The following is a 20,410-nucleotide window of genomic DNA, read 5'->3' as shown; positions in this document are numbered from 1 at the left end:
ATCAGTGCAAACCGCCGCCGTAGTTGTCTTCGCGGATCACGCGCGGGGTGATTTCGCGCGGCTCGATGGAAACCGGCTGGTAGACCACGCGCTTCTGTTCTTCGTCGTAACGCATCTCGACGTGACCCGACACCGGGAAGTCCTTGCGGAACGGATGGCCGATGAAGCCGTAGTCGGTCAGGATGCGGCGCAGGTCGTCGTGACCGTCGAACACGATGCCGTAGAGGTCGAAGGCTTCGCGCTCGAACCAGGTGGCGGCATTCCAGACGGGCTGCAGCGAATCGACCACAGGCAGGTCTTCGTTCGGCGCGAACACCTTCAGGCGCACGCGCTGGTTGAGGCTTACCGACAGCAGGTGCGTGACGACGCAGTAGCGTTCGCCCTGCCACTCACCTTCGCGGTAGTCGGAGTAGTCCATGCCGCAGAGGTCGATCAGCTGCTCGAAGCGGCAGCCGGGCGCATCGCGCAGCAGCAAGGCGGCTTCGATGTAGTCGGCGGCGCCGACCACCACGGTCACCTCTTCCAGGGCGAGCGTCACGCTCTTGGCCTTGGCGCCGAGCGTCTCGGCGATGGTGGCGCGCAGCACCTCCGGCGAAATTGCAAAGTCAGTCATCGTCGGCAATCCCTCAGGCGCGGGCAATGGTGTTGGTGCGGCGAATCTTCTGCTGCAACTGGATCACGCCGTAGAGCAAAGCCTCGGCGGTGGGCGGGCAACCCGGAACGTAGACATCGACCGGCACGATGCGGTCGCAGCCGCGCACGACGGAATAGCTGTAGTGGTAGTAGCCACCGCCATTCGCACACGAACCCATCGACAACACCCAGCGCGGCTCGGGCATCTGGTCGTAGACCTTGCGCAAGGCCGGAGCCATCTTGTTGCACAGCGTGCCGGCCACGATCATCAGATCGGACTGACGTGGGCTGGGGCGAAACAGCATGCCGAAACGATCGATGTCGTAGCGGGCGGCACCCGCGTGCATCATTTCCACCGCACAGCATGCGAGGCCGAAGGTCATCGGCCAGAGAGATCCGGTCTTCGCCCAATTCACCACCGAGTCGTAGGTGGTGGTGACGAAACCTTCTTTGAGAACGCCTTCAATGGCCATCGTGATTCCTTGTCATTCCCAGTCGAGCGCGCCTTTTTTCCACTCGTAGGCGAAGCCCACGACGAGGATGGCGAGAAAGATCATCATGGCCCAGAAGCCGACAGCACCAATCTCCTTGAGCGCAATGGCCCACGGAAAGAGAAAGGCAATTTCGAGGTCGAACAGGATGAAGAGAATCGCAACGAGGTAATAGCGCACGTCAAACTTCATGCGTGCGTCCTCGAAGGCTTCAAAGCCACACTCGTAGGGAGCGTTCTTTGCGGCGTCGGGCCTGTTGGGGCCGAGAATGTATCCGATGACCTGAGGGGCGACGCCTACGCCGACTCCGACCAGAATGAACAAAAGGACGGGGAGGTAGGAGTCGAGATTCATCGAGAGTTTTTCACCGCTTGCCACCGGCAAGAGAAGCCTCTGGATGAGGCTTTCTGCCGATGAGATTTGGTGCGGTCGGCGAGACTCGAACTCGCACAGCTTTCGCCACTACCCCCTCAAGATAGCGTGTCTACCAATTTCACCACGACCGCGGTTTTTGCTGTTCGGATGGCATGAGGTACCTGCAAGAGGCATTTGGCTTTCCGAACAGATTTAGAGTTTACCCTGAAATGAAGCCATTTCTCACAGGCAACTCATGAAAACGAGTTGATTACTTGCTCGGAATCTGACCCGCGCCCGAAACCGGGGCAGCAGGAGCCGAAGCAGGCGTACTGGGAGCCGCCGCACCAGGAATTTCACTCGCTGCACCAGAAGCCGGCGTGGCCGGCGCACCCACTGCAGCGCGCTCCAGAAGACTGCCGCCGCCCGCAGGACGCGCGTGGCTGAAATAGGCCAGCAGCAGCGTGCATGCGAAGAACACCGCAGCAAGCACAGCCGTGGTGCGCGAGAGGAAGTTGGCACTGCCGCTGGCACCGAACAGGCTGCCAGCACTTCCGCTGCCGAAGGCCGCACCCATGTCGGCGCCCTTGCCGTGCTGGATCAGGATCAGGCCGATCATTGCGAGGGCCGTCAGCATCTGCACACCGACCAGTAGATTGAGGACCAGGTTCATTCGTTCTTACTCCTAAGTGATACAGCCGTTGCGCGTTCAGCGCGCAGCGGCGGAAATGATCTGCAGAAAATCGGGCGCCTTGAGCGAAGCGCCACCGATGAGGCCGCCATCGATGTCGGCCTGCGCCAGCAGTTCTGCGGCGTTGGCGGCGTTCATGCTGCCGCCATAAAGAATCTGGATGCCGGCAGCATGCTCGCTCGCTGCGTGATGCAACTGCGCGCGCAGCACCGCATGCACCGCTTGCGCCTGCTCCGGCGTGGCCGTCTTGCCCGTACCGATGGCCCAGACAGGCTCGTACGCCACGACGATCTCACTGATGCAATGGCCGTTCACATGAATGACCGCTGCCAACTGACGCTTGACGACTTCTTCGGTCTGCCCTGCTTCGCGCTGTGCCAGCGTTTCGCCGACACAGACGATCGGCGTGATGCCATTGGCCAGCGCTGCCGCCGTCTTGGCCGCGACCGCTTCATCGGTCTCGCCGTGGTATTGCCGACGCTCGGAGTGACCGACGATGGCATAGCGCACGCCGAAGTCCTTCAGCATTGCCGCCGATTGCTCGCCGGTGAAGGCGCCTTGCGGATGAGCCGAAATGTCCTGCGCGCCCAGTGCCAGTGCCGGCGAACCCGCCAGCAGCGACTGCAGTTGCGCGAAGTACGGCGCAGGCGCGCACAGCGCCACATCGCAAGCCGCCGGACTTGCGGCCAGGCCTTGCTGCAAGGCCTTCACCAGCGCCTCGTTGGCAGCCAGGCTGCCGTTCATCTTCCAGTTGCCAGCGATCAGTTTCTTCTTGGTCGTCATCGCGTTCTTCTTCTCGTCACTCACCATGTCAGCACGATCTTGCCGATGTGCTGGTTCGATTCCATCAGCGCGTGAGCCTGGGCTGCGCCGCTGGGCTCGCCCGCCGCCGCAAAGATGCTGTGGATCACGGGCTTGATTGCACCGCTTTCCAGCAGCGGCCACACCTTCTCGCGCAGGGCCTTGGCAATGGCGCCCTTGAACGCCACCGGCCGCGGACGCAGCGTCGAGCCGGTGATCGTGAGCCGCCTGCGCAGCACAAGGCCCGCATTGATCTCGCTCTTCACGCCGCCCTGCACCGCGATGATCACGAGCCGGCCATCTTCGGCCAGGCACTCGATCTCGCGCGCCACGTAGTCGCCAGCAACCATGTCGAGCACCACGTCCACACCCTTGCCACCGGTGAGCTTCTTCGCCTCTTCGACGAAGTCGCTCGTGCGGTAGTTGATGGCATGGTCGGCGCCGAGCTTCAGGCAGGCTTCGCACTTGTCGTCGCTGCCGGCCGTGACGATCACGGTCGCACCGAGCGCCTTGGCGATCTGGATCGCCGTGACGCCGATGCCGCTCGAGCCGCCCTGGATCAGCAGCGTCTCACCCTTTTGCAGGCGGCCGCGGTCGAACACATTGCTCCAGACGGTGAAGAAGGTCTCGGGCAGCGAAGCTGCATCGATGTCGCTCCAGCCCTTGGGCACCGGCAGGCATTGCGCCACGGGCGCCACGCACAGCTCGGCATAGCCGCCACCGGCGATCAGCGCACAGACACGGTCACCAACCTTGAAGCCCGCCTCGGCCAGCGCCGCAGCGTCACCCGAGACGATCTCGCCGGCCACTTCGAGGCCCGGCAGATCGGAAGCGCCCGGCGGCACGGGGTAGTGCCCCTTGCGCTGCAGCACGTCCGGGCGATTGACGCCACTTGCCGCCACACGGATCAGCAGTTCGCCCGCACCCGCTACCGGGTCGGGACGCTGCGCAACGCGCAGCACCTCGGGGGCACCGTACGAAGTGATTTCAATGGCTTTCATGGTCTTTCGGCCTCCAACGCCCGCAGATGGGGCGAAGCTTGATGTTCAAAAGATAGCAACGGCAGCCGGAGGACCGCCGTTGCGCCCTTCTTACTCCTGAGGCTCGCGCGGGGCTTGTTGCTGCTGCTCGCCGGCCGGAGCCTGCGGCTGCTCGTTGCGCGGCTGCTGTTGCTCGTTGTTGAAGCGCGGTGCGCGCTCGCCACGGTCACCACCGCGGTCGCCGCGATCGCCACGGTCACGGCGCTCGCCACGGTCACCGCGGTCTTCGCGCGGCGGGCGCTCGCTGTATTCCATGCCGGCCGGACGCTCGGTCAGGGCCTTCATGGACAGCTTGACGCGGCCCTTCTCGTCCGTTTCCAGAACCTTGACCTTGACGATCTGGCCTTCGCTCAGATAGTCGGTCACCTTCTCGACGCGTTCGTGCGCAATCTGGCTGATGTGCAGCAGGCCGTCCTTGCCGGGCAGCAGGTTGATGAGCGCACCGAAGTCCAGGATCTTGGTGACCGGGCCTTCGTAGACCTTGCCGATTTCGACTTCGGCCGTGATCTGCTCGATGCGCTTCTTGGCCAGCTCGGCCTTTTCCGGATCGGTCGAAGCGATGGTGATGGTGCCGTCTTCGTCGATGTTGATCGTCGTGCCGGTTTCTTCCTGCAGGCCACGGATGACCGAGCCGCCCTTGCCGATCACGTCGCGGATCTTCTCGGGGTTGATCTTCAGCGTGGTCAGGCGCGGCGCGAAGCTGGAGACTTCGGCCTTGGCCTCGCCCATGGCTTCCTGCATCTTGCCCAGGATGTGCATGCGCGCTTCCTTGGCCTGTGCCAGTGCGACCTGCATGATTTCCTTGGTGATGCCCTGGATCTTGATGTCCATCTGCAGCGCGGTGATGCCGTTGGTGGTACCCGCAACCTTGAAGTCCATGTCGCCCAGGTGATCTTCGTCGCCCAGGATGTCGGTCAGCACCGCGAAGCGGTTGTCTTCCTTGATCAGGCCCATGGCGATACCAGCCACGTGCGCCTTCATGGGCACGCCGGCGTCCATCATCGAGAGGCAGCCGCCGCAGACAGAAGCCATCGACGACGAGCCGTTCGACTCGGTGATTTCCGACACCACGCGAACCGTGTACGGGAATTCTTCCTTGTTCGGCAACACGGCGACGAGCGCGCGCTTGGCCAGGCGGCCGTGGCCGATTTCGCGGCGCTTGGTCGATCCCATGCGGCCCACTTCGCCGGTGGCAAAGGGAGGCATGTTGTAGTGGAACAGGAAGCGGTCTTCGTATTCGCCGGCCAGCGCGTCGATGCGCTGTGCGTCGCGTTCGGTGCCGAGCGTGGTGATGACCAGCGCCTGGGTTTCGCCGCGCGTGAACAGCGCCGAACCGTGGGTGCGGGGCAGCACCGAGTTGCGGATTTCGATGGGACGCACGGTGCGCGTGTCACGGCCGTCGATGCGGGGCTCGCCCGACAGGATCTGGCTGCGCACGATCTTCGATTCGATGGCGAACAGCAGGTCGCTGACCTTGCCGGAGTCGAACTCGGCGCCTTCGGCCTTCAGTGCCTCGAGCACGCTGGCGTTGGCTTCGCGCAGGGCTTGCGTACGGGCTTGCTTGCTGCGAATTTGATAGACGGCGCGCAGCTTGTCTTCGGCCAGGCCCTTGACCTTGGCGACGAAGGCTTCGTCTTCGGCGGGAGCCTTCCAGTCCCACACCGGCTTGCCGGCGTCGCGCACGAGTTCATGGATCGCGTTGATGGCGATGTTGGCTTGCTCGTGGCCGAACACCACGCCGCCCAACATGATTTCTTCGCTGAGCTGCAGGGCTTCGGATTCGACCATCAGCACGGCGGATTGCGTGCCGGCGACGACGAGGTCCATCTGCGAATCCTTGCGAGCCGTCTGCCCCGGATTCAGCACGTACTGGCCGTTGATGTAGCCCACGCGGGCTGCACCGATCGGGCCGTTGAACGGCACGCCGGAGATCGACAGCGCGGCGCTCACGCCGATCATGGCGGCGATGTCGGCATCGACTTCAGGGTTGAGCGACACGGTGTGGATGACCACATGAACTTCGTTCAGGAAGCCTTCGGGGAACAGCGGGCGGATCGGGCGGTCGATCAGGCGGCTGGTCAGCGTTTCGTGTTCGCTGGGCTTGGCTTCGCGCTTGAAGAAGCTGCCGGGGATCTTGCCTGCGGCATAGGTCTTCTCGATGTAGTCGACGGTCAGCGGGAAGAAGTCCTGGCCGGCCTTGGCCGACTTGGAGGCGACCACGGTCGCGAGGATGACGGTGCCGTCGATGTCGACGAGCACGGCGCCGCTGGCCTGGCGGGCGATTTCACCCGTTTCCATGACGACGGTCTTGTCGCCCCATTGGAACGACTTGGTGACTTTGTTGAAGAGGCTCATGTTTTGCTCCTGTTTTGATAGCGGACTACACAGAGTCCGCAAGAGACGGAGGCTTCTCAGAACACGATGCCATTCCAGCGAAGCTCGGGGCGAACTTCATTGGAATGACACAGCTTCGCTCTGTTTGGGCACTCCGAAAGTGGATCGCGAAGTAAAAAACGCCTGAGCTAGCGGACTAACCCAGGCGTTTTTTCATGCGATTCGATTTACTTGCGCAGACCCAGCTTGGCGATCAGCGCGGTGTAACGGTCGGCGTCCTTGGACTTGAGGTAGTCGAGGAGCTTGCGGCGGCGGCTCACCATGCGCAGCAGGCCGCGACGGCCGTGGTGGTCCTTGGCGTGCGTCTTGAAGTGGGGGGTGAGCTCGTTGATGCGGGCGGTCAGCAGTGCGACTTGCACTTCGGGGCTGCCGGTGTCGTTGGCGGCGCGGGCGTTGTCCTTGACAACTTCTGCCTTGATGGAGGCTGCGATCATGTTGATTTCCTTGTTCCGGGATGTTTGACTTGCGGTGTGCGCTGGAACTGCACCCACCGTGCGCCTTGCGGCATGCAAAGCCTTGGAATTATAGCCCGACCGTCCTGATCGGGCTTTCAGGCCTCTTTGGGGGCCTTCCATCGAGTGAAGCCAGCCCCACGGCGCCCAGCACGCAGGCTGCCCCGCCGATCTGCGCCAGGCTGATGCTTTCGCCCAGCCAGAGCGCGGCCAGCGCCAGCGCCGAAACCGGTAGAACGGCCGTGAAAAGCGCCGCCTCGGCCCCGCGCAGCCGGGAAGATCCGGCAAACCACAGCACGAAGCCCAGCACCGTTGGCACCAACGCGTAGTAGGCGACACCAGCCAGCGCCTCCGCCGGCAAGGGGTGCTCCCAGGCTCGCTCGAGCAGCGCTGGTACCAGTGACAGCAGCAGCCCGAAGGCCGTCATCAGCGTCGACAGCGCCAGCGGACGCACCGGCACCCGCAGGCGCTTGTTGAGCAGGATGAACATCGCCTCGCAAACCACCGCGCCCAAAACCAGCAAGTTGCCGATCAGCGCCGCCAGGGATTTTGAGTCCCCCGCCGAAGCCTGGCCCGCCCCGGGCCAGCTGATCGCCAGCACCCCCGCCGTCGCCATCACGATGCTGCCCACCAGAAACCGCCCCGGCCGCTCGCGCAGCGCAATCACCGCCACCAGCGCCGCCACAGCCGGCAAGGTACCAGCCACCACGCCAGCACTGGCCGCCGGTGCCCAGCGCACGCCAAGGATCAGCAGCACGGTGTAGCCCACGCTCCCCAGCCCCGCCTGGCACACCAGCAGCGCCAGATCCCGCCGGCCGGGCCGCGGCCACGGCGTGCGGGTCAGCCGCAGCAGCACCAGGAACACCGGCAGCGCCATCGCGAACCGCAGCGCGGTCGCGGTGAACGGCGGCAGCCCGCCCGCGATGACCTTGCTGGCCACCACCGTGCTGCCGACCGTGACCATCGCCAGCGCGCACAGCGCCATCCCCTTCAACCGTTGCGACAACATGCAGAGCCTTTCGCTTTCGAGAAAAGCCCGAGCTTCGCGGCCCCGGCGCGCCGCGTATTGAACGAAATTGCAGCCGGCTCAGCCCTTGCCGGGTTGTTGTTCCGCCAGCCAGTTGCGCAACCGCTCCACGCCCTTCACCAGCCGCTGCGGGTCTTTCGACGCAAAGCACCAGCGCAGCCAGCCCTGCGCTTCAGGTGCGAAGGCGTTGCCCGGCGCGAGCCCCAGGCCCGCCTCTGCCACCAGCCGCTTGGCCACTTCGAGCGAATCGCCGAAGCCTTCGAGCCGGAAGAAGGCGTACATGCCGCCCTTAGCCGAGGCCACCTGCACGCCCGGCAGCGCCGCCAGCAGCGGCACCAGCGTGTCGCGGCATTGCTTCAGGTGCGCCACCACACGCGGCGTGATCTCGCTCGTGTGCTCGATGGCAGTGATGGCTGCGCGCTGCGTGAACACGCTGGCGCACGAGGTGTTGAACTCGATCAGCTTGCCGATGCCGTCCACCATCGACGGCGGCAGCACCAGCCAGCCGAGGCGCCAGCCCGTCATCAGGAAGCTCTTCGAGAAGCTGTGCGTGACGACGAGGCGGTCGTCAGGCTTCGAGATGTCGAGGAAGCTCGGCGCACAGCCATTGGGCGTCGGCTCGTAATACAGCCGCTCGTACACCTCGTCGGCCAGGATCCACGTGCCGGTCTTGCGGCAATGGTCGAGCACGGCCTGCTGCTCGTCGCGCGTCATGGTCCAGCCCGTGGGGTTGTTCGGCGCGTTGACGATCAGCAGCTTCGTCTTCGACGTGACCGCTGCGCGCAACGCGGGCAGGTCGAGCGTCCACCGGCCCTTCACCGGCACCAGCGACAGCGTGCGCACATGCGCGCCCATGATCGCGGGCTGCGCCGTCAGGTTGGGCCACACCGGCGTCACAGCGACCACTTCGTCGCCCGCATCGACCAGCGCCTGCACCGCGAGCATCAGCGCGCTCACGCCGCCCGAGGTGACGGCGATGCGCGAGGCATCGACCGCCGGATGCAGCCCGCTGGTGTAGCGCGCGATGGCTTCGCGCAGTTCGGGCAGGCCGAGGTTGTGGGCGTAGAAGGTTTCGCCCCGCTGCAGCGACTCGATGGCCGACTGGCGGATCACCTCGGGAGTGACTTCGTCGCTTTCGCCGAACCAGAAGGCCAGCACGTCGTCGCGGCCCATGCCGGCATTGGCGACTTCGCGGATCTTCGATGCTTCGAGGTTGTGGATGGCTTCACGCATGTCTGGTTGTCCTGTTCATCATCGTCATCATCAAGGTCTCTTCATCTTGCACGAGGTCGGCAGCTCGGCGCGCTCGGGGGCGATGGTCTTGACCACCCGAAAGCCGTAGCCGGAGCCTTCGACGTCGAACTGCACGCCCGGCCTGCCCTGCCTGTCCATCACGCCGACCACGAGCTGCTGCTGGAACTGGTGGTCCACAGCGCGCATGCGCCCGCGCTGGCCGTACAGGCTCACGTCGGCCTGCTCCAGCGCGCGTGCCACAGGCACCGCGTCGACACTGCCCGCGCGTTCGATGGCCTGTACAAGCGCTTCGATCATCAGCGCCAGCCGCATGTGCACATAGTCTTCGGCTGGCTTCGGAAAGCGCGCGCGGAAGGCGCGGTAGAAGGCTTCGGACTGCGTCGTCTGCACGTTGGGCAGCCAGTCGGCCACCGCGATCACGCGTCCGATGCCCGCATCGCCGATGGCTGCGGGCGCACCGAGCGCATTGCCGTAGAAGGTATAGAAGGTGCCGTTGAAGCCCGCTTCGCGCGCCGCCTTCACCAGCAGCGTGAGGTCGTTGCCCCAGTTGCCCGTGACCACGGCCTGCGCACCGCTCGCGATGATCTTGGTGGCATAGGGCGCAAAGTCTTTCACCTTGCCCATCGGATGCAGCTCGTCGCCGACGATCTCCACGTCGGGCCGCTGTGTGCCGAGCTGCCGGCGCGCCTCGCGCAGCACGGCCTGGCCGAAGCTGTAGTCCTGTCCGATCAGGTAGACGCGCTTGAGCGCTGCGTCGTCCTTCACCACGTCCATCAGCGCTGCCACGCGCATGTCGGCATGGGCGTCGAAGCGAAAGTGCCAGAAGCTGCAGCGCTCGTTCGTGAGCACCGGGTCGACCGCCGCGTAGTTGAGGAAGATCACGCGTCGCGACGGGTCGCGCTCGTTGTTCTTGTCGATGGCATCGACCAGCGCTGCGGCCGTGGCCGACGAGTTGCCCTGCAGCACGATGCGCGCGCCGTCGTCCATCGCGGCGCGCAGCGCGGAGAGCGCTTCTTCGTTCTGCCCCTTGCTGTCGTAGCGGTCGAGCTGCAGGGGCCGCGCGCCGCCGGGCAGCTTGATGCCGCCGCGCGCATTCACGCGCTCCACCGCCCACAGCAGATTGCGGAACACGGCCTCGCCGGTGTTGGCGAAGGGGCCGCTCATGCTTTCGATGAGAGCCAGTCGGATGGGCGCAGGTGGCGATGAAACCGATGCTTGTGCCAGCGCGGCGAAGGGCCTCGCGCATAGCGCCAGCGCCGCGAATTTCAAGGCCTCGCGACGCCAAATAAAGGGGGGATTCATTGTCTTGAAACGCGTGCGGCTGCGCCTAGATGAGGTCTCAAGCGGCACTCACGATTGAACGGCCGCGCAGTGTAAGGGACACACATTCCTTGTCCCCATTGTGTTGATTCAGGAGTTCTTCATCATGTTTTTCGCCCCCACCCTTCGCACCGCCCGCTTTGCTCCCCGCGCCTATGACCGCTCGTTCGAACGCTTCGTGAACGATGCCTTCGCCGGTGCCCGCCGCTCGCCGCTGGTCGAGCAGGACGACAAGAGCTGGACCCTCTCGCTCGACGTGCCGGGTTTCACGCGCGAAGACCTCGCGATCAGCATCGAAGGCGCCGTGCTGCGCATCGACAGCAAGGCCGAAGCCAAGCGCCAGTTCAAGGCGGCCTACGAGCTGCCGCAGGACATCGACGTGGCCACCAGCGAAGCAAAGCTCGAGAACGGCGTGCTCACGCTGAAGCTCGGCAAACTGGTCCCCGTGAACCAGGCCACTCAGTTACAAATCAACTAATTTGGCCTATGCCCACAAGAGGAAAATGTTAGTTAAGGCCTCGTTTTGACTTTAAACGAGCACCTTATTCACAATAGCGCTAGATAACGTCACATGATGTGACGTTTTCTTAGAACTTTCTTCTTCGTGGGCGTCTCGTAAACGCACCGAACTCGCTACGGTGCGGTTCGGGTGCCCCCAAAGGCACCATGAAAACGCACCTTCAATCCGCCAACCCCAACGAACAATCCGACACGCTCCTGGTGTTCCTGCCCGGGGCGTACCTGAAGCCCGACGAGTTCGAGCGCGAAGGGTTCATCGCAGCCGTGCGCGAACGCCATCTGGCGGCCGACTCCCTGCTGGTGGACGCGGATGTTTCCTACTACTACGAACAGACGCTGAGCGATCGCCTCCACACCGAGGTCATCGAGCCGCAGCGCGCCAAGGGCTACAAGTCGATCTGGCTCGTGGGCATTTCCATCGGCGGCTTCGGCGCGCTCATTCACGAACTGGCGCGGCCGGGCTCGGTGGACGGCATCGTGGCGCTCGCGCCCTACCTGGGACGCCGGGTGCTCGGCGCGGAGATCAAGAAGGCCGGCGGCCTGCGCACCTGGCAGGCGCCTACCGGGCCGCAGCCCGACGAAGAGCCCGACCGCAAGCTCTGGCCCTTCTTCCAGCAGTACCTGGAAGCCCAGCCGTCGCAGAACCTGCCGCCGCTGTACCTGGGCTTCGGGCTCGACGACCGCTTTGCCAGCAACCACAAGCTGCTGGCCGACGCCCTGCCGCCGGGACGCGTCTTCACGACCGAGGGTGGCCACGACTGGCCGCAGTGGCGCCAGCTGTGGCGCAATGTGCTGGACGTGCTGCCGCTGCCGGCAATCGGCCGATCAAAGCAACTGCTTACGCAGTCTCCGGTAGCAAAGCCATGGGCCATCGCGGCCTGACGTCGAAGGCATAGCGCTCGCTCGCCTGCGACAGCCCTGACTGCAGCCGCATTGCCGCAGCCATGGCGATCATCGCGCCGTTGTCGGTGCACAGGTGCAGCTCCGGGTAGTGCACGCGCACCTTGCGCTTCTCGCACGCAGCGTTCAGCTGTTCGCGCAGATTCCTGTTGGCTCCCACTCCTCCCGCCACCACCAGGCGCTTGAGCCCGGTCTGGTCGAGCGCGGCAAGCGACTTCTTCAGCAGCACCTCGACGATGGCCGCCTGCGTGGACGCGGCCAAGTCGGCCTTGTTCGCTTCGAGCTGGTCGCCGAGCTTCTTGGCCTGCGTGAGCACGGCCGTCTTCAGGCCGGCAAAGGAAAAATCGAGATCGCCGCTGTGCAGCAGCGGCCGCGGCAGCTTGAAGGCCGTGGCGTTGCCACCTTCGGCCAGCTTCGCGAGCCACGGCCCGCCCGGGTACGGCAGGCCCATGAGCTTGGCGCTCTTGTCGAAGGCCTCGCCGGCCGCGTCGTCGATGGTCTCACCGAGCAGTTCGTAGCGGCCCACGCCGTCCACCCGCATCAGCTGGGTGTGGCCGCCCGACACCAGCAGCGCGACGAACGGAAATTCCGGCGGATCGGCGCTCAGGAACGGCGACAGCAGATGCCCTTCGAGGTGATGCACGCCCAGCACCGGCTTGCCAAGCGCCACGCCCAGCGCACAGGCCACGCCGGCGCCCACCAGCAGCGCGCCCGCCAGGCCCGGCCCGCGCGTGTAGGCCACCACGTCGATCTCGCCCAGCGTGCGGCCGGCTTCGGCCATGACGGCTTCGGTCAGCGGCAGCACGCGGCGAATGTGGTCGCGGCTGGCCAGTTCGGGCACCACGCCGCCGTAGGCCTGGTGCATGGCGATCTGGCTGTGCAGCGCGTGCGAAAGCAGCAGCGGCAGCGCGTCGCCGTGCGACTCGACCAGCGCCACGCCGGTTTCATCGCAGGATGATTCGATTCCCAACAAGAGCATGCCGCCGAGTGTAGGCGGCGCCCTCCCCTGGCACCCGCGAAGGGGCAAACGGCGGCGCGCTCCACTCCCCGAGGCACGGATGTTGCGTTGACCATGCCAGAGCCCCGCGCCCTCCCACCATGAAATCCGGACTGAGTTTTCTGATCGCTGCCCGTCGCTGCGAAATCGACGAGCTGGATCAGCTCGCCCGCACCAGCGAACTGGTGAGCCTGATCGGCCGCCTCGTCCACGCGCTGCAGCGCGAGCGGGGCATGTCGAACATGTTCCTCACCTCTCGCGGCGCCCGCTTCGCCGACCAGCGCGGCCCGCAGATCGCCGAATGCATCGCGCTGGAGCAGGAGGTGCGCGCCGGCTTCGACCAGCTCGAGGCCGACAACCACCGCGGCGCGGGCACCGGCAACAGCGCGCGCCTGTTCAGCCGCATCGCATGGGTGCTCCCAGGGCTGGACGCGCTGCCCGGCCTGCGCCGCCGCATCGATGCGCTCGAACTGAAGCCGGCGCAATCCACCGCCGCGTTCGCCAAGCTCGTCGCCGGCCTGCTGTCGGTGGTGTTCGAGGCGGCCGACGGCGCCACCGACCCCGAGATCTCGCGCCTGCTGGTCGCGATGTTCAACTTCATGCAGGGCAAGGAATTCGCCGGCCAGGAACGCGCCTTCGGCTCCGCCGCGCTGGCGCTGGGCCGCAGCGACGAGGCGCAGCGCCTGCAGTGGCTGCACCTGATCGAATCGCAGGAGCGCTGCTTCCAGGTGTTCACCGATTTCTCCGGCGAGGCGGTGCTCGCGCTGTGGCGCAACAGCCAGCCCGATGCCGAAGTGGCCGAGCTCGAACGCATCCGCCGGCGCGGCGCCGCCTCCACGCCGGCTGACGTGCCGCTCAGCCAGGCCTGGTTCGACTGCTGCACCCGCCGCATCGACGCCATGAAGATCGTCGAGGACCGCCTGGCCGCCGACCTGCGCGCGCTGTGCGAGCGAAAGACCGTGCAGGCGCGCAGCGAGCTGCAGGAATACCGGCAGCTGCTCGACACGCTGGCCCCGCAGGCTGGCGCCCTGTTCTTCGACGACGCCGATGCGCAGTCGGCCGCTCCCGCGCAGTTCGGCCGCCATCTCGAACGCTCGGTGCTCGACATGGTCCAGGAACAGTCGCACCGCCTGCAGGCCATGAGCGACGAGCTCGAAACCGTGCGCGCCTCGCTCAACGAACGCAAGATCGTCGAACGCGCCAAGGGCCTGCTGATGGCGCACCGCCGGCTCAGCGAAGAAGACGCGCACAAGATGCTGCGCCAGACCGCCATGAACCAGAAGCGGCGGCTGGTCGACGTGGCCGAGTCGATGCTGGCAATGGCCGACTACCTGCCCATGCTCGACCGCGCGCCGCCGCGTTGAAGGGTCCGGACCGTTCAACTTGGTGCAGTGCACAACAACCGTGCCATCGGCGCTTCCCGGCCTGATCGGGCCCTCTTCCATGCTGTGCACCCGCATCCCGCTACTTTCTTGATAGCAGCCCATAGCATCCGAAGGCTGGCACACCGCTTGCAAGCAATAAGTTCGTAGGCCCCTCAATGGGTCTTCAGGCAGGCGGCACCCAACGGCGGGTGTCTCCCACCGAACCGGACAAAGGCGTCCCCATCCCGCAAGGGCTCGTTTTCGAGCAGCCCCTGCGCGGTGCGGACGCCTTTTCGTTTTTGTCTTTCTTGTTTGTTTGTCTTCAACCGGAGCCCCGCCCCATGACCGACCTGCTCAAAACCCGCCTCAGCCGACGCCGCGTATTGCAAGCCGCTGCCATTGGTGCCGTCGGCATCGACCCGGCGCTGCGCGCCGCCGTCTGGGCCCAGGGCTCGGACAAGCCCGAGAAGGAAGAAGTGAAGATCGGCTTCATCCCGCTGACCGACTGCGCCAGCGTGGTGATGGCCTCGGTGCTCGGCATCGACAAGAAGTACGGCGTGAAGATCGTCCCCAGCAAGGAAGCCAGTTGGGCCGGCGTGCGCGACAAGCTGGTCAACGGCGAGCTCGACATGGCGCACGTGCTCTACGGCCTGGTCTACGGTGTGCACCTCGGCGTGAGCGGCCCCAAGAAGGACATGGCCGTGCTCATGACGCTCAACAACAACGGCCAGGCCATCACGCTGTCGAAGAAGCTCTCGGACAAGGGCGCGGTCGATGCGGCCTCGCTCGCCAAGCTCATCGCCAGCGAGAAGCGCGAATACACCTTCGCGCAGACTTTCCCCACCGGCACGCACGCCATGTGGCTCTACTACTGGCTCGCCTCCGCCGGCATCGACCCGTTCAAGGACGTGAAGAACATCACCGTGCCGCCCCCGCAGATGGTGGCCAACATGCGCGTGGGCAACATGGACGGCTACTGCGTGGGCGAACCTTGGGGCCAGCGCGCGATCATGGACGGCATCGGCATCACGGCCATCACCACGCAGGACATCTGGAAGGACCACCCCGAGAAGGTGCTCGGCACCACGGCCGAGTTCACCAAGAAATACCCGAACACCGCGCGCGCCGTGACCGCCGCCATCCTCGAGGCCGGCAAGTGGATCGACACCGGCCTGCAGAACAAGAACAAGATGGCCGAGACCATCGCCGACAAGAGCTACGTCAACACCAGCGTGGACGCCATCAACCAGCGCATCCTGGGCCGCTACACCAACGGCCTGGGCAAGAGCTGGGACGACCCCAACCACATGAAGTTCTACAACGGCGGCGCCGTGAACTTCCCGTACCTGTCGGACGGCATGTGGTTCCTCACGCAGCACAAGCGCTGGGGCCTGCTGAAGGAACACCCCGACTACCTGAAGGTGGCCACCGAGATCAACCGCATCGACATCTACAAGCAGGCCGCCGCTGCCACGCAGACGCCGGTGCCCAAGGAAACGATGCGCACCAGCAAGCTGTTCGACGGCTCGGTCTGGGACGGCAAGGACCCGAAGAAGTACGCCGAGTCGTTCAAGCTTCATGCATAGGGAGAACAACATGGTCAGCGCAGTCTTTCACTCGCCGCTCGAAGCGACCACCGCGCAGGTGACGCAGGCGGCCCCTTCCATCGCCGCCAGGCCGGCAGCCCCCAAGCCCGCACCCGCCCCGGCGCCCGAGCCCCGGGTGCGCACGCCCATCGACCTGCGCGCCTTCTGGATGCGCGTGCTGCCGCCGCTGGCGGGCTTCGGCCTGCTGCTGCTGATCTGGGAAGTGGTGGCCATGAAAAGCACCACCGGCTTCCCCACGCCCGCTGCCACCTGGCAGCAGGCCGTGACGGTGTTCAGCGATCCGTTCTACAGCAAGGGCCCGAACGACCAGGGCGTGGGCTGGAACGTGCTCTCGTCGCTGCAGCGCGTGGCGCTGGGCTTCGGGCTGGCGGCGCTGGTCGGCATTCCGGCGGGCTTCGCGATCGGGCGCTTCGAATTTCTCGCGCGCATGTTCAACCCGCTGATCAGCCTGCTGCGCCCGGTGTCGCCGCTGGCCTGGCTGCCCATCGGCCTCTTGGTGTTCAAGGGCGCCAACCCGGCGGCCATCTGGACCATCTTCATCTGCTCGATCTGGCCGATGGTCATCAACACGGCCGTGGGCGTGCAGCGCGTGCCGAGCGACTACATGAACGTGGCCAAGGTGCTGAACCTCAGCGAATGGAAGATCCTCACCAAGATCCTGTTTCCCGCCGTGCTGCCCTACATGCTGACCGGCGTGCGCCTGGCCGTGGGCACCGCGTGGCTGGTGATCGTGGCGGCCGAGATGCTCACCGGCGGCGTCGGCATCGGCTTCTGGGTGTGGGACGAGTGGAACAACCTCAACGTCGCCAACATCATCATCGCGATCTTCGTGATCGGCATCGTCGGCCTGGTGCTGGAGTTCGCGCTCATCAAGCTCGCAACGGCGTTCACATTCGAAGAGGTGAAGTCATGATCGACGACAGCAAGTACATCGAGATCCACGGGGTCGAGCAGGCATTCAAGACGCCCAAGGGCCGCTTCGTCGCGCTGCGCGACGTGAACCTGAACGTGGCCAAGGGCGAGTTCATCACGCTCATCGGCCACTCGGGCTGCGGCAAGTCGACGCTGCTGAACCTGATTGCCGGGCTCACCACGCCCACCGAAGGCTCGCTGCTGTGCGCCAACAAGGAAATCAGGGGCCCCGGCCCCGAGCGCGCGGTGGTGTTCCAGAACCACTCTCTGCTGCCCTGGCTCACCTGCTTCGAGAATGTGTACCTCGCGGTCGAGCGCGTGTTCGCGGCCACCGAGAGCAAGGCGCAGCTGCGCGCGCGCACCGACGCGGCGCTGGCGCTGGTGGGCCTCACGCCCGCCGCGCAGAAGCGGCCCGGCGAAATCTCCGGCGGCATGAAGCAGCGCGTGGGCATTGCGCGCGCTCTGTCGATGGAGCCCAAGGTGCTGCTGATGGACGAGCCCTTCGGCGCGCTCGACGCCCTCACCCGCGCCAAGCTGCAGGACGAGCTTCTGGCCATCGTGCAGAAGACGCACAGCACCGTCGTCATGGTGACGCACGACGTCGACGAGGCAGTGCTGCTGAGCGACCGCATCGTGATGCTGACCAACGGCCCTGCCGCCACCATCGGCGACGTACTCGCAGTGAACCTTCCGCGCCCGCGCAACCGCGTCGAACTGGCCGAAGACCCGGCCTATGTGCACGCACGCAAGGCGGTGATCGATTTCCTCTACACGCGCCAGGCGCACGTGGAGAAGGTCGCGGCCTGACGCTGCGCCCGCGCCAGCACAACCGGCGTCAGGACATGATCACTTGCAGGCTGTGCTCGTACGACGCCGTGAGGCGCTCGAAGGTGTCGACCAGCGCGTCGCTGGAACGCACCAGCGTGGCACGGCCGTCAGCGCTGTCGAGCGTGCGCACGCCACCGACCAGCCGCAGCCATTCGTCGCGGGCGCTGGCCAGCGCGGCGCGGATCTCGGTGGTGCTGAGCGGCGCGTGCTCCAGCTCGAGCAATGCGGCCTCGAACTCGGCCATGGTCGGCACCAGCCGCGCGTTCGCGGCCTTCTCTTTCAGCGCGGCGGCCAGCAGCGCGTCCTTGGCCAGCCGCTGCGCACGCATGCGCTGCCGCCCGCAGATGTTGACGATGCGCAGCGCGCGCCGCGCGCCCGAGGTTTCGAGCGCCTCCGTCAAGGCCTCCGCTGCGTGGAGCAGCACTTCCGCGCGCTGGTCGATGTCGGCCAGCCCCGCTGCCGTCGGCCGTGCGGTCAAGGCAGTGGCCAGTCCGCTCCACGCGGCTTGCGCATCCCCCAGCGCCTGCGCACCAGCCGCACCGAGCCCGAGGGTCGCCAGATGATCGAGGTTCTGCTGCACCCGCTCGGCCGACTGCGTGCGCAGCACTCGCGCCCGCTGGGCGTCGATGTTGCCCAGCAGCTGCGCCGCCACGCGCACCAGCCGCTGCGAAAGCATGCGCAGTTGCCCGGCGCGGTTGATCGCGTCGGCCCACTGCGCCGCCTCGATGACCGAGCGCGACACCTCGCCCAGACGCAGGTTGGCGTGCATCGCAGCGCCGCGCAGCAGGCCGAAGGCTTCGTCCTCGCCGATGCCGCGCGCGGACATCAGCAGGCCCTTGGCGCGGTCGACCCACTTGCGCTCGTCCATGCGGGTGCGCAGGCTCTCCAGTTCGGTGCGCAAAGTGGCCTCGCGCTGCCAGCGCGACTGGGCGCGGGCGGCCAATGCGGCGAGCGATTCGGCATCGACGGCATCGGCCTGCATCCATGCGTGCACGCCGAGCGCGATCAGTTCTTCATGTTGAGCACCGCTCAACGGCGCGCTGACAAGGCTCAGCGCACACGGCGGCAGGCCGGCCCACGTGCACAAGGCGTCGAGCAGCGCGGGCGTGGGCAAAGGCAGGCAGATCAAGGCCTGCCGGGGGGCCAGCGCCTCGACCTGCCGCGCGAAGCTGCCGCAATCCGCGCAGCCGAGCACGTCGAGACCGGCGCCGGACAGCGCCCGCGCAAGCGCCTCGGGCAACACGAGGCCGGCGGGTTCATCGGGCAGGACTACGAGAAGGGACATCTTGGGGAAGCGGTGTGGGAACGCACCGCGAGCATAGGCCACGCCCGCGCGAACTCGCAGGCACGCCTCTTGCATGAAACGGAGCGCGGTGTAACGAAGCACCGCTTTGGTGATGAGGCTGCAGGCTCCTGCAGCCGGCCCGGCAATTCACACGCCGTGCACACCCCCACGCCGACAGCGTCCGCTGCCGGCACTCCGACCCCAACCCCGTCCGTCGACACGACCTCTCCAGGGTCGCGCCGCGGCTTTTCGCATCTTTGAACGCCATGTCCAGCTTCAGGAATTTCTTGCAATCAGGCCACAGCCCGACACTGTTCGCGGCCTTCCTGTACTTCTCGTTCTCCTGCTGCATCTGGGTGCTCAACGGCGCCATGGCGCCCTTCATCGGCGAAACCTTCAATCTCTCGCCCGCCCAGAAGGGCCTGATGCTGTCGGTGCCGATCATCGCGGGCGCGCTGATGCGCTTTCCGCTGGGCATCCTCTCGCAGTACATCGGCCGCAAGAAGGCCACGCTGGTCGAGATGGCGCTGATCGCGGTGGCGATGCTGTTCGGTTTCTTCTTCGTCAAGAGCTTCAACGACCTGCTCGCCATGGGTGTGCTGCTGGGCATTGCGGGCGCGAGCTTCGGCGTGGCGCTGTCGCTGGGCTCGGGCTGGTTCCCGCCGCAGCACAAGGGCCTGGCCATGGGCCTTGTGGGCGCGGGCAACGTGGGCACGGCGGTGTCGGTGCTGGTGGCGCCGCCGCTGGCGAACTGGCTGGGCTGGCAGGCGGTGTACGGCGTGGCCGCCGTCGCCATCCTCATTCCGATGGTCGTGATGGTGGTGTTCGCCAAGGAGCCACCGGACGTGAACGCCCATTCGAGCTTCCGCGAGCACATTGCTTGCCTGTTCGAGAAAGACGGCTGGGTGTTCAGCCTGATCTACGGCGTGACCTTCGGCGGCTTCATCGGCCTCACGACCTTCTTGCCCTCGTACTACTACGACCAATTCGGCGTGAGCAAGGTGCAGGCCGGCCAGCTGACCATGCTCGCGGCCTTCATGGGCGCGGCTGTGCGCGTCGTGGGCGGCTGGATCTCCGATCGTTGGGGCGGCGTCAACACGCTGACGGTGGTGCTGCTGGTGGTGGCCGTGAGCCTCGTGCTGGTGGGCTTCTCTTCAGGCTCGCTGGCCGTCACCACGCTGGTGCTGATCGTCTGCTTCGCCGCACTGGGCGCGGGCAACGGCGCGCTGTTCCAGCTGGTGCCGCTGCGCTGGCCTACGAGCACGGCGGTGGCCGGCTCGATGATCGGCGAGATCGGCGCACTGGGCGGCGGCCTCGTGCCCAACGCCATGGGCCTGTCGAAGCAATACCTGGGCAGCTATATCTGGGGCTTCGTGTTCTTCGCGGCGCTGTCGCTGGTGATGCTGGGCGTGATGCGCGTGATGCAGATCCGCTGGACGCGCACCTGGGCCGAAAAGGGGGGCCGTGCACGCGTCACGACGCCGCACGCAGCTGCCCCCCACATTCGAAAGACGGCACGCTCATGACACGCCCCGCCGTCT

At 65.9% G+C, this 20,410-nt stretch carries 20 protein-coding genes and 1 tRNA gene; 7 read left to right on the top strand and 14 right to left on the bottom strand.

The genetic code is table 11. From position 1 onward, the window contains the following. Position 1: 1 nt before the first annotated feature. The 12 genes from ACTG4X_RS12960 to ACTG4X_RS12905 form a co-directional block, all read right to left on the bottom strand. Positions 2-613 (bottom strand): NADH-quinone oxidoreductase subunit C, encoded by a 612-nt coding sequence (locus ACTG4X_RS12960; RefSeq protein ID WP_093057850.1) that lies wholly within the window; start codon positions 611-613, stop codon positions 2-4. A gap of 13 nt (positions 614-626) precedes the next feature. After that, positions 627-1,106 carry a NuoB/complex I 20 kDa subunit family protein gene (locus ACTG4X_RS12955; RefSeq protein ID WP_007837763.1) on the bottom strand — a complete coding sequence of 160 codons (480 nt, stop codon included), beginning with the start codon at positions 1,104-1,106 and terminating at the stop codon, positions 627-629. 12 nt (positions 1,107-1,118) lie between these two features. Beyond that, on the bottom strand, positions 1,119-1,478 hold the full coding sequence (locus ACTG4X_RS12950) for an NADH-quinone oxidoreductase subunit A (protein WP_012748607.1): 360 nt from the start codon (positions 1,476-1,478) through the stop codon (positions 1,119-1,121). A 67-nt stretch (positions 1,479-1,545) separates the two neighbouring features. Then, positions 1,546-1,630, bottom strand: a tRNA-Leu gene (locus ACTG4X_RS12945). 119 nt (positions 1,631-1,749) lie between these two features. Further along, positions 1,750-2,151, bottom strand: a complete 402-nt coding sequence (secG, locus tag ACTG4X_RS12940; protein ID WP_093079907.1) for a preprotein translocase subunit SecG — start codon at positions 2,149-2,151, stop codon at positions 1,750-1,752. Positions 2,152-2,187: 36 nt separating this feature from the next. Then, positions 2,188-2,979, bottom strand: coding sequence for a triose-phosphate isomerase (tpiA, locus tag ACTG4X_RS12935; protein WP_440533956.1), 792 nt, complete (start codon positions 2,977-2,979; stop codon positions 2,188-2,190). Beyond that, positions 2,973-3,971: an NAD(P)H-quinone oxidoreductase gene (locus tag ACTG4X_RS12930; protein WP_093057853.1), complete on the bottom strand. Its 999-nt coding sequence runs from the start codon at positions 3,969-3,971 to the stop codon at positions 2,973-2,975. The genes tpiA and ACTG4X_RS12930 overlap by 7 nt, the downstream gene beginning before the upstream one ends. 90 nt (positions 3,972-4,061) lie before the next feature. Next, entirely contained in the window at positions 4,062-6,365 is a 2,304-nt protein-coding gene (gene pnp / locus ACTG4X_RS12925) for a polyribonucleotide nucleotidyltransferase (protein ID WP_093057854.1), read from the bottom strand. Between the two features lie 206 nt (positions 6,366-6,571). Beyond that, positions 6,572-6,838 carry a 30S ribosomal protein S15 gene (gene rpsO / locus ACTG4X_RS12920; protein WP_007837783.1) on the bottom strand — a complete coding sequence of 89 codons (267 nt, stop codon included), beginning with the start codon at positions 6,836-6,838 and terminating at the stop codon, positions 6,572-6,574. A gap of 88 nt (positions 6,839-6,926) precedes the next feature. After that, positions 6,927-7,862 (bottom strand): DMT family transporter, encoded by a 936-nt coding sequence (locus ACTG4X_RS12915; RefSeq protein WP_440534387.1) that lies wholly within the window; start codon positions 7,860-7,862, stop codon positions 6,927-6,929. A gap of 81 nt (positions 7,863-7,943) precedes the next feature. Continuing rightward, positions 7,944-9,116 (bottom strand): pyridoxal phosphate-dependent aminotransferase, encoded by a 1,173-nt coding sequence (locus ACTG4X_RS12910; protein WP_440533955.1) that lies wholly within the window; start codon positions 9,114-9,116, stop codon positions 7,944-7,946. A gap of 30 nt (positions 9,117-9,146) precedes the next feature. Next, positions 9,147-10,439, bottom strand: a complete 1,293-nt coding sequence (locus tag ACTG4X_RS12905; protein ID WP_440533954.1) for a branched-chain amino acid ABC transporter substrate-binding protein — start codon at positions 10,437-10,439, stop codon at positions 9,147-9,149. 124 nt (positions 10,440-10,563) lie between these two features. On the opposite strand from ACTG4X_RS12905, the gene ACTG4X_RS12900 reads away from it, so the two are divergent. Both ACTG4X_RS12900 and ACTG4X_RS12895 read left to right on the top strand, forming a co-directional pair. Continuing rightward, on the top strand, positions 10,564-10,935 hold the full coding sequence (locus ACTG4X_RS12900) for an Hsp20/alpha crystallin family protein (protein WP_440533953.1): 372 nt from the start codon (positions 10,564-10,566) through the stop codon (positions 10,933-10,935). Positions 10,936-11,123: 188 nt separating this feature from the next. Then, complete coding sequence (locus ACTG4X_RS12895) at positions 11,124-11,858, top strand: alpha/beta hydrolase-fold protein (protein WP_093057858.1); 735 nt, start codon at positions 11,124-11,126, stop codon at positions 11,856-11,858. Here the strand turns inward: ACTG4X_RS12895 and tsaD are convergent. After that, entirely contained in the window at positions 11,815-12,855 is a 1,041-nt protein-coding gene (tsaD, locus tag ACTG4X_RS12890) for a tRNA (adenosine(37)-N6)-threonylcarbamoyltransferase complex transferase subunit TsaD (protein ID WP_440533952.1), read from the bottom strand. The two genes, ACTG4X_RS12895 and tsaD, sit on opposite strands and share 44 nt — an antisense overlap. Before the next feature lie 119 nt (positions 12,856-12,974). Here tsaD and ACTG4X_RS12885 point away from each other — a divergent pair, with 119 nt between their 5' ends. The 4 genes from ACTG4X_RS12885 to ACTG4X_RS12870 all read left to right on the top strand — a co-directional run bounded on the left by ACTG4X_RS12885 (position 12,975) and on the right by ACTG4X_RS12870 (position 17,563). Then, complete coding sequence (locus ACTG4X_RS12885) at positions 12,975-14,237, top strand: nitrate regulatory protein (RefSeq protein ID WP_093057860.1); 1,263 nt, start codon at positions 12,975-12,977, stop codon at positions 14,235-14,237. 341 nt (positions 14,238-14,578) lie between these two features. Next, the gene (locus tag ACTG4X_RS12880) at positions 14,579-15,823 is read left to right on the top strand and encodes a CmpA/NrtA family ABC transporter substrate-binding protein (protein ID WP_093079892.1); all 1,245 of its coding nucleotides are present in this window, start codon (positions 14,579-14,581) and stop codon (positions 15,821-15,823) included. A gap of 10 nt (positions 15,824-15,833) precedes the next feature. After that, the gene (ntrB, locus tag ACTG4X_RS12875; protein ID WP_440533951.1) at positions 15,834-16,757 is read left to right on the top strand and encodes a nitrate ABC transporter permease; all 924 of its coding nucleotides are present in this window, start codon (positions 15,834-15,836) and stop codon (positions 16,755-16,757) included. Further along, the gene (locus ACTG4X_RS12870) at positions 16,754-17,563 is read left to right on the top strand and encodes an ABC transporter ATP-binding protein (protein ID WP_440533950.1); all 810 of its coding nucleotides are present in this window, start codon (positions 16,754-16,756) and stop codon (positions 17,561-17,563) included. The genes ntrB and ACTG4X_RS12870 overlap by 4 nt, the downstream gene beginning before the upstream one ends. Before the next feature lie 28 nt (positions 17,564-17,591). Here the strand turns inward: ACTG4X_RS12870 and ACTG4X_RS12865 are convergent, their stop codons facing one another. After that, positions 17,592-18,869 (bottom strand): ANTAR domain-containing protein, encoded by a 1,278-nt coding sequence (locus tag ACTG4X_RS12865; RefSeq protein WP_440533949.1) that lies wholly within the window; start codon positions 18,867-18,869, stop codon positions 17,592-17,594. Positions 18,870-19,135: 266 nt separating this feature from the next. Here ACTG4X_RS12865 and ACTG4X_RS12860 point away from each other — a divergent pair, with 266 nt between their 5' ends. After that, positions 19,136-20,395: an MFS transporter gene (locus ACTG4X_RS12860; protein ID WP_093057865.1), complete on the top strand. Its 1,260-nt coding sequence runs from the start codon at positions 19,136-19,138 to the stop codon at positions 20,393-20,395. Positions 20,396-20,410 lie beyond the last annotated feature (15 nt).

Origin of the sequence: Variovorax sp. YR566, assembly GCF_051992195.1 — a bacterium.
GTDB lineage: Bacteria > Pseudomonadota > Gammaproteobacteria > Burkholderiales > Burkholderiaceae_C > Variovorax.
This window is presented reverse-complemented; position numbering and strand designations above follow the sequence as displayed.

Coding starts and splice junctions, on each gene's coding strand:
- ACTG4X_RS12885 (WP_093057860.1), top strand. CDS start 12,975: ATGAAATCCGGACTGAGTTTTCTGATCGCTGCCCGTCGCTGCGAAATC.
- pnp (WP_093057854.1), bottom strand. CDS start 6,365: ATGAGCCTCTTCAACAAAGTCACCAAGTCGTTCCAATGGGGCGACAAG.
- tsaD (WP_440533952.1), bottom strand. CDS start 12,855: ATGCTCTTGTTGGGAATCGAATCATCCTGCGATGAAACCGGCGTGGCG.
- ACTG4X_RS12905 (WP_440533954.1), bottom strand. CDS start 10,439: ATGAATCCCCCCTTTATTTGGCGTCGCGAGGCCTTGAAATTCGCGGCG.
- ACTG4X_RS12900 (WP_440533953.1), top strand. CDS start 10,564: ATGTTTTTCGCCCCCACCCTTCGCACCGCCCGCTTTGCTCCCCGCGCC.
- ACTG4X_RS12960 (WP_093057850.1), bottom strand. CDS start 613: ATGACTGACTTTGCAATTTCGCCGGAGGTGCTGCGCGCCACCATCGCC.
- ACTG4X_RS12950 (WP_012748607.1), bottom strand. CDS start 1,478: ATGAATCTCGACTCCTACCTCCCCGTCCTTTTGTTCATTCTGGTCGGA.
- ACTG4X_RS12955 (WP_007837763.1), bottom strand. CDS start 1,106: ATGGCCATTGAAGGCGTTCTCAAAGAAGGTTTCGTCACCACCACCTAC.
- rpsO (WP_007837783.1), bottom strand. CDS start 6,838: ATGATCGCAGCCTCCATCAAGGCAGAAGTTGTCAAGGACAACGCCCGC.
- secG (WP_093079907.1), bottom strand. CDS start 2,151: ATGAACCTGGTCCTCAATCTACTGGTCGGTGTGCAGATGCTGACGGCC.
- ACTG4X_RS12860 (WP_093057865.1), top strand. CDS start 19,136: ATGTCCAGCTTCAGGAATTTCTTGCAATCAGGCCACAGCCCGACACTG.
- ntrB (WP_440533951.1), top strand. CDS start 15,834: ATGGTCAGCGCAGTCTTTCACTCGCCGCTCGAAGCGACCACCGCGCAG.
- ACTG4X_RS12895 (WP_093057858.1), top strand. CDS start 11,124: ATGAAAACGCACCTTCAATCCGCCAACCCCAACGAACAATCCGACACG.
- tpiA (WP_440533956.1), bottom strand. CDS start 2,979: ATGGTGAGTGACGAGAAGAAGAACGCGATGACGACCAAGAAGAAACTG.
- ACTG4X_RS12880 (WP_093079892.1), top strand. CDS start 14,579: ATGACCGACCTGCTCAAAACCCGCCTCAGCCGACGCCGCGTATTGCAA.
- ACTG4X_RS12870 (WP_440533950.1), top strand. CDS start 16,754: ATGATCGACGACAGCAAGTACATCGAGATCCACGGGGTCGAGCAGGCA.
- ACTG4X_RS12930 (WP_093057853.1), bottom strand. CDS start 3,971: ATGAAAGCCATTGAAATCACTTCGTACGGTGCCCCCGAGGTGCTGCGC.
- ACTG4X_RS12910 (WP_440533955.1), bottom strand. CDS start 9,116: ATGCGTGAAGCCATCCACAACCTCGAAGCATCGAAGATCCGCGAAGTC.
- ACTG4X_RS12865 (WP_440533949.1), bottom strand. CDS start 18,869: ATGTCCCTTCTCGTAGTCCTGCCCGATGAACCCGCCGGCCTCGTGTTG.